We start from the raw sequence: 18,331 nt of genomic DNA, 5'->3' as shown, positions 1-18,331 counted from the left end.
TTCTGATTACTATACCCTTTTACCGGGCTATTTATGCGCCGAATACTAGCCGCCCTGTCTCTAGAACTGGACTTTAATAGCGCGTATTGGACAGGTGTTAATGCAAAGTTCGCAGAACACGCATTTCTCCTGGTCAAATACAAGATTCCAGTCGCTTTGTGCGCCTATCGTCAGTGCACCGGCACGGCACACGCCGGTGCACGAACCGCAACTTACACACCTCTCGGTGTCTACGACGATATCTTTTATCGCTTCCTGGACGCGAATGTTTTGTTCACGCAGGTATTCAATGCCTTTAGCGATCTGCTCGGGCGAACCTTCCAAATCGACGACAAGCGTGCCTTCGTTCTCATCAATCTGCGCGCGAAGGATAATCGGCACGAGATCGAAATCCTTTACTAGGTGATACGTTGTCGGGCTCTCCACCCGCTCTTCCGGATAGTGCAGGACGATTTTCTTCTTCGCCACTTAAATCTCCCCCTCTGCTACGATCTCAAGTGGCTTGACGGATTGCTCCGTTGAGAAACCCTCGATCGGCTGTTGGAGATAGAAATCCCCCTGCTGTATCCAGCCTTTTAGGGTCTCCGCAATCTTTCTCGCCTTGCTATAGCTTGCCACAGGTGCGGTTCGAACTGTCTTCCCGTTTATTTCAATTTTGCCGCTTCTAAGCTCGGCATAGCTTACCCTGCCCAACACCGGCCGTGAACGCGATGGGATACTGTAATCGTAAATCGATGTGTAAATATCTTTATCGCTAATCGCAGCCTTTTGAAGGATATCCTCGTCGAGCACCGGTATCGGGACGCCGACGCCCACAAACATGGTCGTGCCGTAGTTGTGGAAGGTGGCCGCCCTGATAAAATCGGGGCTCATCTCTTTTAGATTGCCGATAAGCGCAAGCGTTCCCGCCGATGACAGCGGTACTCCATTATCGCCTCGCACCTGGTTCGAGTTGAACTGCGTACCGTTCCAGGCAACGTAACCCGGCGCACCACCGATAAATACCCTGGTTCCAATACCGATGGTCCGGTAATACGGGTCGTTTATCAACGGGCTGAGCTGGCTTGACGTGCTGTAAGTCGCATTGCCGAGGCGCGGCAAAAGCGTACCCATGTATGTGTACAGGATGCGGGCGGACGAGTTTACCGCGACCGCGTAATTCTGATAGGCATTTCTCGGGTTGAAGAGATATGCCTCGTTTATCGTATCTTTATTAATATATGTGAGAAGCTCTTTTCTCGGATAGCAATCGGTCCCGTACGATTCGGCTTCGAGCTTAATCGTCTTGCCGCTGATGAGGTCCTCGATAACGTGGGCGCCGCCATAGGCCATGCCCACTGTTTCAGACGGTTCGGTAGCGCCGATATAGGTATCGACTGCGGCGAGCCCTCCGTACGCCGGTACGTCGTTCAGCCAGATTTTAGCCATCCTGATCGGGGGCTCGCTATGGCCGAAGTTAAGAAACGCGCCGCTCGAGCACATCGGCCCGAAAGTCCCCGTCGTGATGACATCGACTTTTTTTGTCGCCATGGCGACGCCTTCCTCCTGTACGATGTCGATGATTTCTTCTGCGGTTACAACTACCGCTTCACCGCGCCGTATCTTCTCGTTGATTTCTTCATAAGTTTTTGTTACGGCCATGTTTACCTCCCTTTCGTAAATACTTTTAGAAATTATTAAAAGAAATAAAAAAACTCTCATCCCATATGGGACGAGAGAAACTCCCGCGGTACCACCCACGTTCAGCTGATAGCGCAGCGACCGCACCTTATAGTGACCGGCGCTTGATAAAGAACCACTGCATTATTAAAACTGCACTTAACCCAATAACGGCTGGCACCGTCCGGTTCTACTGGGATGCCCCGGCACACAACCAAAGTATGCGTGTCATTGGCGTACCTGTTCTTCCGGAAGCTCGAGGACCATGTTCGGCTTCGCCGCCGCCCGGCTTTCACCTGACCCGGGTCGCTAGTACGGCCGGCTTTTCAGCCTACTCATTCCCGTCAGCGCATCTAACTGTCAATAACTGTAAATTACTGCTCTTGTTTTAAGCTAGCACGAGCACGAAACGGTTGTCAATATGTGCTCAAACTAATATGCATACTGCGTAAAACCTTAAAGGGCATCCATCTATACGGATGCCCTTTAAGGTTTAGCGGCAGTTAGCAAATCACTGGGTTTTGAGGCGACGACTGGAGTCGAACCAGTGTAAAATGACCTTGCGAGCCATTGCCTTGCCACTCGGCTACGTCGCCACTTATGAATTCCCCGGCTTCAAATACGTTAAACGTTTTCACGATTAAACCAGCAATTTGGCTGGCACCCCGGCAACCCAAGCGGACAAGCACCAATGCTAGCGGGTTTGCGGTGGACCTGGAGGACCTTCAGTATTTGTAGACGGATAATTTTGTTTTCCTTTGATGCGAATTGATTCTTTAAGTTTGTATGACAGAACGCCTAATCTCACTGCAACAGTGCGCAAACCGATATAGTTGACGGGGTTTTGATAGGCCTGATCGAGTTCCTGGTCAGAAAACCCGCGGTGTGCAAATTCGTCTCTGAGAAAAGCAATTCTCGGACCATAATCCCGATCATAGAGATTCTGGCTTTCCTGGGTATATAGAGTCAGGCGCTGCACCGACTTATTCCAGTTATCGTAATCTACCGATGGTTCATTTGCCTGCCGCCCTTGCGTGAAATCGGTCAGAGAGGCCGAGGCTTTAAGCCCTTCTTCAACCAGCGCTGTGTCGCTCAGTTTAGATTTCCACGTAACCTCTCGGGCAACGCTAACGGCAAGTAGAACAGCCGCCAACACAAGCACAGCGGCCGCAGCATATATAGCGAGCCTTATAACGAACGAATCTGATCTTCTCATATCTCAATCAAAGAAACTGTGATGCCTACACTTAAGTACTCTTGATTTATTTCTCAATAATGACGTGCTAAAACCTTCGGATGGTTAAGTTCTAATGCAACCTTAGACGGGAGTGCCACCTTTCTGCCAACTCCTCAATAATACTATTGAGGTGCTTCAACATTTGTAAAAATGGCTTTACTAGGCGTTAATGCTTCTAGACAAAGCGAATCTTCAAGTTAGCGCAGGTAATAAAGCTTCATGTAAGATGTTCACCTAGAAAGCTCAACCATCACAAAGATTTCCGCCTTTCCGCGAAGACTGCTTTTACGTTTAAGGCCGCCATATACGGATAAACTTAACTCGATTCAGCTATCTTATCGTTTATCAAACGAGACGAGAATCACATTAATTACCGGTTATTTGTCTGCTTTAGGGGTAGGATGGTTATAGGATGATCAGGAGATATGTATATATAATAAGCGATGCATTCCTTATCGGCCTAGCATTATTTTTGGCGTTTTTGCTGAGGTTCGGCACAGATATCAAGCCTGTGTATATGACATCGCTCTTTCTTTTGCTTCCACTCGCAATCGTTATTAAAATCGCCGTCTTTAAGTTCTCCGGGTTTTACAGCCAGCTGTGGCAATATGCGAGCTTAAAAGAACTCATGAGAATCGCACAAGGTGTACTGGCAGCTACTCTTCTACTCCTTTGCGCGGTTTTCTTGATTCAGAGCATCGAGCTGCCCAGGGGTATTCTCATTATCGATTGGCTTCTAACGTCCGCCTTTATCGGAGCCAGCAGGTTTCTCGTCAGGGCGAAGCAAGACTTATTGCCGACTTTAAGAGCACAGATGAGTAATCATAGCATCGAACAAAAACGCGTCATTATTGTTGGGGCCGGGCAGGCCGGCAGTATGCTCGTTAAGCAGATGCAGTGTAACCCGGATATGGGATACAAACCGGTGGCATTCCTGGATGATAATCTATCAAAACGAGGCCTTATGATCCACGGGGTCAAGGTCGTCGGCAGCGCAAGAATGATCCCGGGCATCATGGCCGACTACCCTGCCGACGAGATCATCATGGCTATGCCGTCGGCTGAGAGCAGCAAACGGCAAGGCCTCGCGTGTGAATGCCGTGAGCTGGGCATCCCTTGCAAAACTATCCCGGATATCGCGGAACTTGTCGACGGCAAAGTGAGCGTATCCCAAATACGTGATATCGACCCTAAGGAAGTTCTCGGTAGAAAAGAGGCCGAGATCGACCTTATGGGGACAGTCAAACAGTATGAGAAACACGTAATCCTTATAACGGGGGCCGCCGGGTCGATTGGTTCTGAGATCTGCAGGCAAGCGCTGATGCTCCGTCCAAAGAAAGTAATCGCCACCGATATCTCGGAAAACGGTTTGTATCATCTGGAGGAGGAAATTTTTTCTTCGCTGAACGGTCATAGAACGATATTTGAAGCCCGCGTCATGGATGTGAGAGACAGCCACGCCGTGAGCAGGATATTTACTCGTTACGAACCGGATATCGTCTTTCATGCGGCCGCATATAAACATGTACCTATGATGGAGCGGCATCCGATTGAAGCAATGGAAAACAACTTTCTCGGTACGCGTGTGCTAATCGAGGAAACTAAACACCATCATATTAAACGGCTGACGCTGATATCGACCGATAAAGCAGTTAACCCAACAAGTATTATGGGTTTATCAAAGCACCTGGCAGAGCAATCAATACGAGCTGCAGCCAGGGAACCGGATTGTGCCTCTAAATTTATGGCCGTCCGGTTCGGCAACGTACTGGGCAGCAATGGAAGCGTAATACCGAAATTCAAGCGCCAGATTAGTAAGGGAGAGCCCATAACGGTTACACACCCGGATATTACCAGATACTTTATGACTATTCAGGAAGCGGTGCACCTCGTCATTCAAGCAACAGCCATGGGTAGAGGCGGTGAAGTTTTTGTTCTTGATATGGGCGAGCCGCTGCGGATCGTCGATTTAGCAATGAGCGTCATCAGGTTATCGGGTTTAGAGCCGGGACGGGACGTACCGATAAAATTCACCGGCTTGAGACCGGGCGAGAAGCTCTATGAGGAACTGTTCGCACAAGAAGAGATTGCAAAGAAGACGGATCATCCGCAAATCTTTAAGGTATCAAGCAAGCTCAATGAAAACATACTAACGGCGTTCCTCAACGAGCTCGAAGACGCGGTTATTAGAGGAGATGCAAAGCGTTTTTCGGAGTATCTCAACAATAATTATCTTTTCCCGGCGGCGTAATTCTCATATGCGGTTAGCAGACCCATGGTAGCTCTAGGTAAAACTGGAGATAAACAACAGCAAAACGAAGGGTTTATCCATACAATCATTTCGGAATAAACCATTATGTTGACCGCTCTGTTGAGCTCATTTTTGCCGGCAGCTCTTTATTCATAGAACAAACTAAAAGGTATTAACGTACGAAGCATTGGAGGTTGGATGGATTCCTACAAGGTTTACAACGAAGTAGAGGTCGATAAGTGGGCAAAGGAAGCCGGCTTGCTGCCCGACGAGCAGCACGTTATCAGGGAGTATCTCGATTCGAATGCCAAAACCGTCGATGCCGGGACGGGTGGCGGTAGAATTCCATTAGCATTAAGAGACCTCGGTTTTACATCCCTGTACGGCTTTGATTTTGCGCCGAACATGATTGCGGCGGCAAGAAACCGGGATGAATCGTGCAGTATAACGTTTGATGTGCAAGACGCCATCGACCTTGATTACCCCGATGAGTTCTTTAGCCAAATCCTCTACATCCAGCAGATTTTATCCGCAATAACCGATAGCACCGGCAGGGAGAACGCCGTAAGCGAAGCGTTCCGAATTCTCAAGACCGGGGGAACGGCTATATTTTCGTTTTTATGCATAGATTATAGGTACAAGAGTCTTATCACCAGCGCTTATGTAAAGTATCTCAGGGCGTTCAGAGGGCTTCGAGGCTCGGATCGATCACCCCAGTGCTTACCCTTTCTAAAGGTTGACGATAAGCTCAACTACAGGGCCCTCTTGGATGGCGGCCCATACGCCTATTGGTTCACCGTACAGGAAGCATACGAACTTTTAGACCGGCATGGTTTCGATATAATTGCGCTCTCCTCAACCCTGTTTATCCGAGAAGACAAGTTCTTTAATTCCTACAAACAGCTTGCAAAAAAAGGCGTAGAGGGTGGGTTGTATATAATCTGCACGAAGCGCTAGCCGGCAAACGGTAGCTCTTCTCCTACAGCGTCCGCGTAGAGGCGCTCGTGGAGCGCAACAATATTCCTCGTATCAAACCCGGTTACTATCTTTGCGTGGCCGCGAAACCCCATAGCGCGCGCCTTATCAGGGTTCGCAAGTATCCACGACATGGCGCGTGCGAAACCTTCTATGTCCCCTGCTCTTACTAATAGACCGCAATCATCGCATAATAAATCCCGGGTTCCGCGAATATCCGACCCAATAACCGGAGTTTTCAGGCTCATCGATTCCATAACGCAACGAGGAAGACCTTCCTGCACAGAAGGCAATAGTGTCGCAACCGAGCTTCTCATGATAGTAGATACGTCATTGCGATGCCCCATGAAATGGACCCGCTCCACGATACCCAATTCTTGGGCGAGCGCACGTTGTTCGTCCATCAACGGGCCGTCGCCGACCAGGGCAAGGTGGGCTCTCCGATGCGCTAAGCGGGCAAATGCCTGCAGTACGACCTTGTGTCGCTTGCGCCGAATGAACTCCGCCACCATAACAAAAAGCGGCTCGTTCTTCCCTAGGCCGATCTCCGACCTTACTGCGGCGATCGCCGGTTCGGTTATTTGCTCTGCATTATAAAGCGCCGTATCTATACCGATCCCCGGCATATACCGTACGCGATCGGGGGCAACAATACGGTATCGTAATGCCGCCTCTCTGTCTTCCTGATTCATAACCACAAGATAATCGGTCCAACGGCCGGCCAGTTTTTCCAGACTACGAAAGGCCGTATTCTTAAGCGGCGAACCGCCTTTGTAAAAGTGGAAACCGTGTGCGGTATAGACAACCTTGAGTTTGCCCTGTAGCCGAACTTCTCGTAAGGCCAGTCTGGCTACAAATGACGCAACCGGTGTGTGTACGTGGACAATATCATATTTATTCTGCCGTACGAGGGATTGGACACGGTTGATAGAACGGCTGAAGTTATTTACGTCTAATGGACTACGAGACCATGCCACCTCCCATATGTTATCGAAGTTAGCCCGGCAATCATCGCAGTTGGAAACGCCATTGGCCATAGCGTCGACCTGCCAGCCCAGATTGCGAAAATGCTGGGCAAACGGCATAAGAAAGCCCCGGATGGTCGGTGCTATTGTGGTAAGTATAAGCAATCGCATGTATCTGAATCCCCTCTCTGGGTAGACGGACATATCTCTTTCCGCCGGTTGATGTCATCTCAAGCGCAGTTTTTTCGGTAATCAGGGAAGAAGTCATCGCTCAAGCCCTCAGGCTGGACCCGATTTCGCCAGCGATTTGTAAGATCGGCATACCGTTGTCCTTCCAGGATCATCCTAAACGTATAAAAATCGGCCCGCCGTTTCGAAAACCCGGACTTATATCTAAAGAGCGAGTCTTTTTTACCGCCAACCCCTCCGCCAAGGTGAGCGTACTTATTGCCATGTTCTTTCGACCAGATACATGCCGTTTCAAAGGCAAGCTTTGACGGCGCAAGTTTATTGTATGCGCCCAAAGTCGCGGAGAGGTGGTATTGAACAATGCCGTTAACGGTAGTGAATAAGACTGATGACGCGACGTTGCCGTCATCGGTCAAAACCGAGCATAAATGGCACGCGCTTCCCAACACAGACTTAAAATCGTAAAAATAGCTGTTGGGAAAGAAATATGATTCGCTGGCCGACACTCGCTCCATCGTTTCCCGGTAGTGTGCAATGAAACTATCATAAAGATCCCAATCATCGATTCTGGCCGAAAATCCCGCCCCAACAAGCCGTTTAATGTCTCTTTTATGGTCGCGATCTTTCTGCGTCCACAACTCTTCCATGGACTGTGACAGATCGATATAGACGGTTTGACCATGAGCTACCAGCAAGCCATATTGAGCCATTTGCTCTGTTGGAAGACTTAACAGCGGGTGCAATCGAAAAAACGCACTCACTATGCCCGATTGGACTCCGACCTCTTTAAAAGACCTAAAGAAACTATCAAGGGCGGGGGCATCGGCGAACGGGGTTATTAACGGTGTCGGATACCCGTATGGTGAAGCGGCATCATACCACTGGTGTGGCGCTTCTAAAACAGCAGGTACGCCGCGTATTAGAAGAGGCGCTAAGAACTTGTAATCGCCGGCTTCCGCATAAAATGCAACCGGCATACCACCTTCATATTGAGCGGTTAGTTCTACATATTCCGGGAGGTGGTAAAAATCGTACGTGGTTTGTTCTAAGAACTTAACCCATCGTTTATCATCCGGTGTTATGAACTCAGCTGTCACACGTATCCCCCTTTCAGCCGCATGCGGACTCAACACAGCTTTTTACCGGTATTAAGGCTGCGATGCCATACGTTCAAAAACATATTGCTTACTCGCGATACGAAGCACCGATCTCTTTGATGCGTGAGCCTACGTAAGACATATCTTTTGTGCTGTAGCGCATATCGCAATAGACCGATATCATCCTGCGACTAAGATCTAAGCCCGCCTGGTCGATTCCCTTAACTGCCGGATTTTCGAGCGGCCATAAAACCGCGGTATAGATATGCGAGTCAATCAGCTTCTGTTGTATATATGCCCGCCGTCCGGGTGTATTAAATACGACTATGCCCGAAAACGGGCAACTACCTATATTCTCTTCAGCCCTAAACATAGTAAGCCATGAGACATCTGCTAATACATCATATAATGCCTGATAGTTTAACCGCCTCTGCCGGCGCCACAGTTGTGTTGGGAATATATTGAGCATACTCCCGCTCCAATCAGAAATGCCGGATATTTCACCCGAGGCAATCTGCGCCTCACCAGACCTGGCAAGCCGGAGAAAAACTTCCTTGTTAATAGACTGATTATTCAAGTAGAGGCCTTTAAGCGACATTGCTGCGAGCTTCTCAAGCGATGCTTGTCTGTGGCCGTCGCTTAGCTTTGTCGGATAAGGCATTGGATGGCCGGCAGGCGACCACAGTACCCCGCCGTCGGGTGCCGGCAGCATTTTTCTTAAAGACACCACGCACCAGTCTGCCGTACTGTTATAAGCCCAATCGGACCACGGATCATGCGTATGATCCTCGATTACCTCTATGTCATTCCCATAAATAGCTTTGATATCCGTAGCCGGGCGCAGACCAAAATAGTTAACCGCAAGAACTACGTCGCCTGATTTCAGCTCAATGTTTTCACACCTTGGGGCTGGCAGGGTCGGGTTATCCTCATACGCGACTACGTCAATGCCGGTCGTCAGAAACGAAGCGACGACTCTTTGACAAAAGTAGCTGGGGACTAAAAAACGTCGCCATCCACGTTCCTTCATACCGTATGTAAGCAATGCACGAAACGCATCTCGTCCGGTCCCAAAAAGCAATCCGTTCTTATGCCATGGTTGTTCAGCTATATCATTTGCCTGGTCTGTTAATAGTAAATGAAAATCAGATCCGTATTCTTTATATTCATGATTCTCACCGGCTTGTGTATCGAAACCAGCGCCCAGCCATACCTCTGCATGCTTTACACGTGGTGATCTGCATTCAGCTGCATTTCCTTCCATTGCTTATCCTTCCATCTACTTATAACTTCGTATGCTCTTATACAAAAGCCTGGCTAGCGCATCTCCTAATTGATAAAGCGTAGTTATCTCTACATCTGCGCTATGTTCTGTGCTTGCCGGACGCAAGGTAAAGTATGCATCCTCGCGGCGGAGCAAAACGCTCCGCATGCCCAAATTTTTCGCTCCTTGGATGTCTCTTTCTACGTTATCGCCCACGTAAACCGTCTCGCCGGTCGTTAATCCGAGTTGGCCGCAGCAAACCTTAAAAGGCAGCGGGTCTGGCTTCCAGTGCCCGCGGCCAAGGTCATCGGCTACAACGACGGCATCAAATAACGGGGCGACACCGAGCGCTTCAATTTTCCTGCGCTGCACCCGAGCGTGCCCATCGGTAACACAGCCCAACAAGTACGTGCGCTTTAATAAGGGCAGTACCCTCTTTGCATCATCTGCCAACTCGATGCTCGGAATGTGCTCACGAAACAATTCGACAAGCTCCCTCACCCAAGATTCGGAAAACCCTAAGCGTACAGCGGCTTTTTCAAAAATGAAATCCCGGCCTTCATTAAAAAGAATGTCTTCAAGCAAGCCGCAGGTGTCGCGTGAGTTGCCGACGCCTCGCGCTTCCAGCTTGCGCGCAACTTCAGAAAAACCGCTTCTGAAGAAATCTATTTCGCGATACAGCGTATCGTCTAAATCAAATATAATGCCTTTAAACAACCTGCTTATCATGAACCCGGCTCCCAGAAGGTATTACCTCGATAACTTCAGAACCAACGTGGAAAACATCACCCAAAAAACGATAGAGGCGGACGTTCTCTATGTAATCATCCGGATCACCGCCAGCCTGTTCCCCGCAGGCCTCCAAGAGTAATGAGGAAAAGAGCCTTCCACGGCTGGCGATGTTGGCTAGAACAGTGGCCGATCCGATTCTCGTATTAACCTCAATTAATGTGGGTTTATCGCCCTGCACGAACATCTGAATATTTAAGGGGCCCCGCAAGCCCCGGCGTGACAGCGAATCGATCAGGCGGTATGCGACGTCCCGTACGAGTCGAGAGCCAATTGTATGCGAAATATACGCTTCGCCGCCTATGACTTTATCGCGTATGCGCGGTACGCACACATTACATGCCCCGGTAGATGTGATATACGCGTCGACGCTGACTTCCTTGGCATCGATAAACTGCTGAAAGATGATATCCGGATTAGCATTCAATAGTTGTTTCGCCTCTGCAACGGATTTGCAGGTTCCGCACCCCTGTGAGCCGAATCCGCGTTTCGGTTTATAAAAGATGGGGTAGTCTGCAAAATCCAGCTCAGCTTTCGCATATGTCTTGGGTTGCGGAAGTGCTTCCTCTTCAATAAATGCGGCAAATTGCAGTTTATCCAGGCATAAGTCAACGAGGTGCGGTTCAGGACATGCCACCGTTATACCCTCTTCGGCAAAACGCTGCTTATGGGGTGCAATCCTACTGAGTGCTAAATCCATCGTGGGAATAACAATGCCCACGCCGAACCGCATACAAGCATCTTCAAGACGCTCGATAAAGTCAGGCTCATTAAAGGCCGGCAGAACCAGCGTCTCATCGGCAAAACAACTTGCCGGAGTCAGCTCGTCCTTATCTGCAACGATAAGCTTACTATCAGATAACGCTGCTGTGTCGCGCATAGTCTGTTTTAATTGCAATGCTAACCCTACCCATCTACCGCCATTCGGCAGTAGAACGTGACCGCCACTCTGCGCTCTATGCCGTTTCTGCCAGTGTGTTTGCTGCATGATAGCAGAATGGCTGGAACTGCTAAGGCCGATATCATCTACCGAGACGGCATCCTGCCCGGCCCCATCATCAAGGCGCTTAAACAATAATTTATATACGGTCAATAGGATAATCTGAAGGTCTTTCACTACATTAAAACTCTTTACGTATTCGATATCATATTTGAGACGCTCGCTAAAAAGAAGCGCGTTTCGACCATTTACCTGTGCCAATCCTGTCATGCCCGGTTTCACTTCGAACCGCCGCATCTGCTCCGGAGTGTATCTCGCCACATATTGTGTAAGTGTCGGCCGGGGCCCAACGAGGCTCATATCTCCTTTAAGAACATTAAACAGCTGCGGCAGTTCGTCTAAACTCCAGTGCCGTAAAAAACGCCCGGCTTTAGTCAGACGATCGTCGTCGGGAAGCAAATCGCCGTTTTTATCCCGTTGGTTCGTCATCGTGCGAAACTTATATATTGTGAAGGGCATAGCGTTCATGCCTGGCCTTACCTGAGTAAACAATATAGGCCACCCTATGAAATACAGTACGGCTATCGCTGTTGCCGCCAGAACGGGAGACAAAACAACTATCCCGATCGCCGATCCGATAATATCCATAGCTCGCTTCATGAACCTGTTCACGCTGCCCTTCCCTCCTTCTTTAGCACCGTCTTTTCTCCGGCATCCGGGATAACCACCGAACGGAGTAACGCCGCCATATCAGCCGCCGTTACTTGCAGGCAATATCGCTTTTCTACTTGCGCTCGGCCTGCCTTTCCCATTGTTTCTTGTAATGCGGGCTTATCGCGCAGTTCACGTAACGCCTCGACCCAATCTTCTTTGGTGCTCGCTAAAAACCCGTTTACCCCGTGTGCTACTATGCGCTGATTTATCCCGATCGGTGAAGCAACTATGGGCTTTGCGCACGCCATATACTGGATCAATTTATACCCGCATTTACCGCGTTCCCAATGATTGTTGGCCAGGGGCATAATTCCAACATTAAAACCCTGAATCTCCGAAACCTCCGTCTCCTCAGACCAGCACAGCGCTTTAGTCGGAACGTCCGACAGCTTTATATTCCCGGCCCCTACAAGTACCAATCGCGCATTCCCATCTTTGCAGATTTCAGCTAGCGCGGGTTGTACCAGCTCCAAATACCGTGCGGTAACCGGTGCGCCGATCCACCCGATCGTAAAAACCTGATTGGGTGGTGCTTGCATTAATGGATAACGATTGAGGTCGATAACCGTAGGCATCCACTCGATACGTCTAGCCCCTGCCGTACGTGCCCGCTCCGCTATATATTCATTTCCGGCAACAACCAGTGAGGCGTTTTTCATCACATGATCAATCTTCTTGTTTAATAGCCTGCGGATCACCGGATTGGTATTCGTATCATAGGCGTGAAACGTAGCGTCATCATAATCAACAACATACGGCACCTTTAGGCGAGCCAGAATCGCTTCCGCCCATGCAGGCGCCCACGGGATAATCTCCTTTTCAATCCATAAAACATCGAATTGCTTGCTCTTGAGAACATCCCGGATACGCCGGAGGTAGCTGCTGAGAATCGGCGCCACGCTTTTCTTCCGGCCGCTATAAAGATCGTCGATATAACCGTCGCTAAGCAAAGGTGCAATAGTGACGTTAATGGACTCTGCGTTCAGTGCCGGTAAGTACTGATAAAAACGCAGACGGCTGCTAGAGCCGGACCGGCTGTATCGGGTTAATAGTAAAACATTAATTTTTCTCATACGCTTCCTTGTAAAATCTAATAAACTTAGCGAGAAGCTGCTCGCTGGGAATATAATCTTGCAGGAACTTATTGCCGTTAAGAATCAGGGCTCTAGCCAAATCATCGGATGCCGTAACACGCATGATACAGTCTACAAGCGCTTCAACATTTTCTTTTTCGAAGAGAAGGCCTGTTGTATCGGCCAGAACCGTTTCGTTTAAGCCCGGTATGTCGCTCGCTATTATCGGCAGTCCTGCGTTAAATCCCTCCAGGGCAACAAGGCTGAACGACTCGCTTCTCGAAGGGATAACAAGCAGATCATAAGCGGGAAGGGTTCTCTGGATATCAGAGCACCTGCCCTTGAGCTCAACGATACCTGATAGTCCGCGCTCGCCTATCAGATTCGCCAGGTGTTCCTCATCTAAGCCCGCACCAAATATATGGCAGCTCGCCTCAAAACCTCTCTGGTGTAAAACAGCCATGGCTTCAATCAGTACATCGAACCCTTTGTCTCTTACAAGCCGACCGACCGTGCAGATCTTAATATGCTTCTTAGACGCATGCCTGTTGTCGTCAACTGTCATGCGGTCGACATCTCCCTGCCGCGACTCAACCGGTCGAATCCAATTTGGAATATAGTCGATCTTTGCCCTATGATCTTCCCCTAAACGGGTGATAACCTGCACCCTGAGCGCCTCGGAAACACAGCATATGCGCCGCAACCTCTTAAGAAGAAACGTCTCGATTCCGGTTTTTTGATTCTCTAAACCGGAACCTTCTGAATCTGAAAACTGATGCACGGTGCTTACAAAAGCCAAGTTCTCAGAAAGGACCATCGATAATGAGGAGACGAAAAGCGGGAAACGGCCGTGAACGTGAACGACACTGGCAGAAGGCCGTGACTTTAGGTATCTAAACAGCCGTATATTCGAGCTTATAAACTGAGCCGGTTTAAAAGAAATTGCGAGCGTTGTGAACGGCAACCGCTCATCTTCAAGCTGTTCGGTCAGCCATCCTTCGCCGGGGCATATTACCACGTCTAACAGACCGGCATCATGAAGCAAGGATGCAAGATTGAGAACATGCACCCCGACGCCGACACGCTCTGGCGATGCTGGGATCAAAACTACTTTCATCCGGCCGCTCCCGTTGTTCTATAGTGCATAGCTACTGATAGTGCGCCATATAGTATAGTAAATGTTAAGCCCCCGTAAAATGGGTCTACCAGCACGTTTCCGGTTAGGGAAACTATGAGCGCTATGCACGTAACCAGCAGCGCAATACGAACAAGTCTCGAGTATCTTTCCATTCGTTGAATCTTCAGAACGGGCCCGACGATGAGAGCAAGCAATATGATAAGCCCAAGTAAGCCGTCGGATACGCCATGGTCCAGAAAGAAACTATCAGATGTGGTCGCATTTAAAAGTTGATGGAATGTATTGTTGCCAAAACCGAAAAGAAAGGCAACCGGGTCTGAAAGCCACATGTTTAAACTTCGTATCCATAGGTCAAAGCGCCCTTCTATCGATGAACGTGCGACCGTTCCCTGGGTAAAAGACTCAGTAAACCGATTTATCGTTAGGTCTTGGGAGATAAAATAGCTTAAGGTGATAGCAATACTCATAACCAGTATCAGCAATACTGCCGCGCGCTTTGTCCGCCTTCCTTCAGTCGCAGACCTCTTCACCAGCACCAGAGACAAAATGAGCGCCGTGGCAAAGAATGCCAACATTGCGCTGCGGGACTGAGTCAGCGCTAAACCGATAAGGTTAAAGGCAAGTAACGTTACAGAATATACCGGGCGAAGATTTCTTTTCTCCTCGCGAGGATCCGGTGCAACTATGTTATGAAGCAACAAGATGCAGGCAAGCGCGTGCACAGCACCTATTTCGTTATAACTTGCCTGGTATTTGAGACCTTCGCCGCCGGCATACGAGATAAAACCGGCGATTTGATGAAGCCCGGGTACCGTTACATATAGGTAAAGTGAATAAATGCCGATAGCGGACCCGGCAATGGCCAAGTTATTGGTGAAGTCTTTTAAGTCCTGCATCGATTTAATAAACGTTAGAGCAAGACCACCCCAGAGCATCGTCTCAATAAAACGAGAAAACGTAGCCCAATCGACGTCATACCCAACTAAGAATGCGAAGCTGGTTAAGGAAAGAAGTGCATAAAGAGCGAGCACGTACAAAAACAGAGGCAGGGTCTTCGGTATCTTGCCGAGCATGAGTATATAAGCCGCTAAGGTTAGGCACGCTAGAACAAAAAGTACATCAACCGGCCTAATGGAGAGCCCCGCTATGTTGAAGAGCTCGATTCTATCAGCTAAAGATACGATCGGCATCAGGGCTAGCTGCAAACATCCCAACCACCGAATCGCATCGAGTGTACTTAGTCTTTGTTCGCTCATTTAAGTGGATCCTTTTTCTCAAAATTTCGCCGGAAATCAAGCAATGTATCTTCTGTGATCCTGTCGATTCTATTCGAATCCGAAAGCGCCTGAAGCATGCTTTGCCGGATCATGCGCGCGCTAATGCCGGGTACGTACTTTTGCTTTTGCGCCCTGTACTTAAGCGAGAAAAAAGCATGGAGATACGTTTTGTACGCGAAACCCCAGGCGGCAAAACGATACCGGGGCAAGTTACGCTTTTTGTAGATGATTTTAGATAAGGTATAGTTATACACATACACGGGATCGGTAGTGTCGTGAGAATGATTTGCCTCATGGCAAACGGTGAACTTTGGATTATACGCTAACTTATAGCCGGCTCGAATCGCTCTCGTAGAGTATTCCCAGTCCTCGAGGCCGAAGAAATAGACGTCCGGCAAGAGACCGATCGCAGAAAAGACTTCCCGTTTTATAAGCATGAGCGCGCCGGATATAAAACTCCGTTCTTCCGCTGTTTCATATTGGCCTTCGTCGACCTCATTGAAGCCGATGTATGTTTCATTGCCCCAATTCGATATGCTGCCCCCAACGCTCCATATCCGCTGCGTATCCGGCCAAAACAGTATCTTTCCGCCAAAGATGCCGAACTCGGGGTGATGCTCGGCGAACTCTACGGCTGTTGTGAGAAAAGCCGTGTCCTTGACGACGCAATCATTGTTCAGAAGCAGTACGTAGTCGCAATTATCGTCTAGCGCACGCGCGATACCGCGGTTGCAGCCCGCAGCAAAACCTAAGTTCTCGCCGTTCAGAATGAACTCAATGTCTCGTTTTGAGAATTGGGCCATCAGCGTGCTCATCGAATCATCGGTCGAGCCATTATCGACCAAGTAGATGACATAGCTGCGATAGTCGACGCACTCCAGCGAGCGAAGACAACGGGCTGTATCTTTGTAGTTGTTCCAGTTAAGAATTACGATCCCTACCTTTGCCTCTTTAGATCGACTCGCTACAAGATCATCCACTTATTTAGCCTCCGGTCCTTGAGAATACGATGGCAACCGCAACCAGCCCTGAATAAGCGAGCGCTCCTCCGGCGCTAATAGCCGGAACCAAGCCGTCAGCACAAAGGTTATAAATACGATCATAAGAAACATCGCCTTGAGAGCGGCTCCTAACTGTGCAAAAGCAAGAACAAGCAATAGCCCGGCAGTCGTAAAGACGAGTGCCGCCCTTCCTAACCGTAGCGCATCCTGCCTTAATACCACTCGAAGTACGGTAAAAAGAAACAGCATATCGATGGTTACACGCAGCATCCAAGCGATAGCCGCACCCTCCACGCCGAATGACCGTATCATTAAAACCACAAACCCCACGTAAAGAGGAAGTTCGATAAGGTGCAGTTTCGCCGTCAGGTCCGGACGCCCCATGCCTTGGATGAGGCTCACGGGCACCTGTGCCAGGCTGTTAGCAAAAATGCCTACAGCCAAGTATTGAAGAACGCGCGTGCTGTGCGTAGCGAACTCAGCGCCAAGCCAGAGGTTGAGGCCTTCGCGAGCAAATATAATAACAAAAAACGTCAGCGGAAACATAAGCAGGAAAATATACTTAATTGCCCTCATGAAAAGTTTCAACGCCCGTTCACGGTCTTGTGTAAAGCTCGTCGTAAACGCCGGAAATAGCACGCCGACAAATGCGGTTGAAATAATCAGGGTTCTCATCATTAAATCGTAAGGTGTTGCGTAGTAGGCCACGGCAACGGTGGACACTAAAGCCGCGATTAGAAACCGGTCGAGGTAGAGTAAGACCGGGCTGATGGTATTGCTTACCGTGATCCAGCCCCCGAATTTGAACAAAAACGAGACCAGGCGATAATTTATGATAATGCGCCGCCGCAACTGAGGCACCATAGTCAAGCATGACATTGCATAGGCCAGCCAGGCCACCAATCGGCCAAAAACGAGAATTGCTACTACGGGCACGAGGCCCTTATAGAAATACAGCATCACGAGAGGGCTTATAAAGGTAAAAATGCCCATCGGCACGCGAATAGCGTTGATTACCGGAAACCGCTGGTGCGCTTCAAGAAAACCACTCAAGCCCATGGTACTGATGACAATTGGCATGGATATTGCCAGAAGGTAGCAGCAAAGAAGCGCTTCCGGTTGTAGTTTCTTAGAAATTCCCAGGACGTCGCGGACCAGCCACGGCGTAGATATAGCTAACACTGCCGCACTTACCAGCCCTAAAAGAAACATCAACGATACCGACGTCCAAAACAAGGACGGGATTTCGTTTGATTGTTCAGACGCCAGTTTTTCGGCCACGAGCTTGGTCAGGGCGCGTCCGAGCCCTAGATCGAATATGCTGAAATACCCGACAATCGCCCATATCAAGGTCAGCAATCCGAAGCGCTCTGTGCCGAGCCCCTTAACCAGAAGCGGTATAGCGAAAACGGCGACCACCATAGGAAGGACTTGTCCTGTGATGTTAAGGATGGTATTCCGTGCTAGAAGGGTGCCGCGCGTTAACTCGCGAGAGTTATATTCCGACATGAAAAATCACTCCGTTGCGACTTAAAACAAAATGGCAAATTCGCTTGTATTGCAGTTATCTCACCTTCCAGCAGGTTCTTTCGCTCACACTACAGCCGGCTTCTTAATCAGGTATGCTCTACCCGATAATGCCTAGCTCATAGCTATTGTAGGCTTAACTAGTTCATGTATATGTTTTTCCATATGGCGTGACCTTAAACATTGGCCTACCATGTCATTACTGCCGAAAATGAGTGGATATGTGAGCGTTACG

The 18,331-nt window shown here is 49.1% G+C and carries 15 protein-coding genes and 1 tRNA gene; 2 read left to right on the top strand and 14 right to left on the bottom strand.

Features of this window, described 5'->3' with window-relative positions:
• Positions 1 to 60: 60 nt before the first annotated feature.
• The 4 genes from VGK02_00680 to VGK02_00665 form a co-directional block, all read right to left on the bottom strand.
• Complete coding sequence (locus VGK02_00680) at positions 61 to 468, bottom strand: NIL domain-containing protein (protein ID HEY3373565.1); 408 nt, start codon at positions 466 to 468, stop codon at positions 61 to 63.
• Entirely contained in the window at positions 469 to 1,641 is a 1,173-nt protein-coding gene (locus VGK02_00675; protein HEY3373564.1) for a homocysteine biosynthesis protein, read from the bottom strand. It lies immediately after the preceding gene.
• Positions 1,642 to 2,183: 542 nt separating this feature from the next.
• Positions 2,184 to 2,255: transfer RNA gene (locus tag VGK02_00670), tRNA-Cys, on the bottom strand.
• A gap of 98 nt (positions 2,256 to 2,353) precedes the next feature.
• On the bottom strand, positions 2,354 to 2,875 hold the full coding sequence (locus VGK02_00665; GenBank protein ID HEY3373563.1) for a hypothetical protein: 522 nt from the start codon (positions 2,873 to 2,875) through the stop codon (positions 2,354 to 2,356).
• A 433-nt stretch (positions 2,876 to 3,308) separates the two neighbouring features.
• Here VGK02_00665 and VGK02_00660 point away from each other — a divergent pair, with 433 nt between their 5' ends.
• Together VGK02_00660 and VGK02_00655 are read left to right on the top strand one after the other, a co-directional pair.
• On the top strand, positions 3,309 to 5,147 hold the full coding sequence (locus VGK02_00660; protein ID HEY3373562.1) for a nucleoside-diphosphate sugar epimerase/dehydratase: 1,839 nt from the start codon (positions 3,309 to 3,311) through the stop codon (positions 5,145 to 5,147).
• Between the two features lie 198 nt (positions 5,148 to 5,345).
• Positions 5,346 to 6,104, top strand: a complete 759-nt coding sequence (locus tag VGK02_00655; GenBank protein ID HEY3373561.1) for a class I SAM-dependent methyltransferase — start codon at positions 5,346 to 5,348, stop codon at positions 6,102 to 6,104.
• Here the strand turns inward: VGK02_00655 and VGK02_00650 are convergent.
• From VGK02_00650 to VGK02_00605, 10 genes are all read right to left on the bottom strand, one after another.
• Positions 6,101 to 7,258, bottom strand: coding sequence for a glycosyltransferase family 4 protein (locus VGK02_00650; GenBank protein ID HEY3373560.1), 1,158 nt, complete (start codon positions 7,256 to 7,258; stop codon positions 6,101 to 6,103). The two genes, VGK02_00655 and VGK02_00650, sit on opposite strands and share 4 nt — an antisense overlap.
• Positions 7,259 to 7,317: 59 nt before the next feature.
• On the bottom strand, positions 7,318 to 8,373 hold the full coding sequence (locus VGK02_00645) for a hypothetical protein (GenBank protein HEY3373559.1): 1,056 nt from the start codon (positions 8,371 to 8,373) through the stop codon (positions 7,318 to 7,320).
• Between the two features lie 88 nt (positions 8,374 to 8,461).
• The gene (locus tag VGK02_00640; GenBank protein HEY3373558.1) at positions 8,462 to 9,637 is read right to left on the bottom strand and encodes a hypothetical protein; all 1,176 of its coding nucleotides are present in this window, start codon (positions 9,635 to 9,637) and stop codon (positions 8,462 to 8,464) included.
• 15 nt (positions 9,638 to 9,652) lie between these two features.
• Positions 9,653 to 10,366 (bottom strand): HAD family hydrolase, encoded by a 714-nt coding sequence (locus VGK02_00635; GenBank protein ID HEY3373557.1) that lies wholly within the window; start codon positions 10,364 to 10,366, stop codon positions 9,653 to 9,655.
• On the bottom strand, positions 10,347 to 12,038 hold the full coding sequence (locus VGK02_00630) for a sugar transferase (protein HEY3373556.1): 1,692 nt from the start codon (positions 12,036 to 12,038) through the stop codon (positions 10,347 to 10,349). The genes VGK02_00635 and VGK02_00630 overlap by 20 nt, the downstream gene beginning before the upstream one ends.
• Entirely contained in the window at positions 12,035 to 13,153 is a 1,119-nt protein-coding gene (locus tag VGK02_00625; GenBank protein ID HEY3373555.1) for a glycosyltransferase family 4 protein, read from the bottom strand. Before VGK02_00625 ends, VGK02_00630 begins: the two co-directional genes overlap by 4 nt.
• Positions 13,140 to 14,270, bottom strand: coding sequence for a glycosyltransferase family 4 protein (locus tag VGK02_00620; GenBank protein HEY3373554.1), 1,131 nt, complete (start codon positions 14,268 to 14,270; stop codon positions 13,140 to 13,142). Before VGK02_00620 ends, VGK02_00625 begins: the two co-directional genes overlap by 14 nt.
• Positions 14,267 to 15,547 carry an O-antigen ligase family protein gene (locus VGK02_00615; GenBank protein HEY3373553.1) on the bottom strand — a complete coding sequence of 427 codons (1,281 nt, stop codon included), beginning with the start codon at positions 15,545 to 15,547 and terminating at the stop codon, positions 14,267 to 14,269. Before VGK02_00615 ends, VGK02_00620 begins: the two co-directional genes overlap by 4 nt.
• Entirely contained in the window at positions 15,544 to 16,548 is a 1,005-nt protein-coding gene (locus VGK02_00610; protein HEY3373552.1) for a glycosyltransferase family 2 protein, read from the bottom strand. Before VGK02_00610 ends, VGK02_00615 begins: the two co-directional genes overlap by 4 nt.
• Positions 16,549 to 18,078 (bottom strand): flippase, encoded by a 1,530-nt coding sequence (locus VGK02_00605; GenBank protein HEY3373551.1) that lies wholly within the window; start codon positions 18,076 to 18,078, stop codon positions 16,549 to 16,551.
• Between the last annotated feature and the right edge of the window lie 253 nt (positions 18,079 to 18,331).

The sequence above is a fragment of the Candidatus Aquicultor sp. genome, from assembly GCA_036504445.1.
Classification (GTDB): Bacteria; Actinomycetota; Aquicultoria; order Aquicultorales; family Aquicultoraceae; genus DASXVE01.
This window is presented reverse-complemented; position numbering and strand designations above follow the sequence as displayed.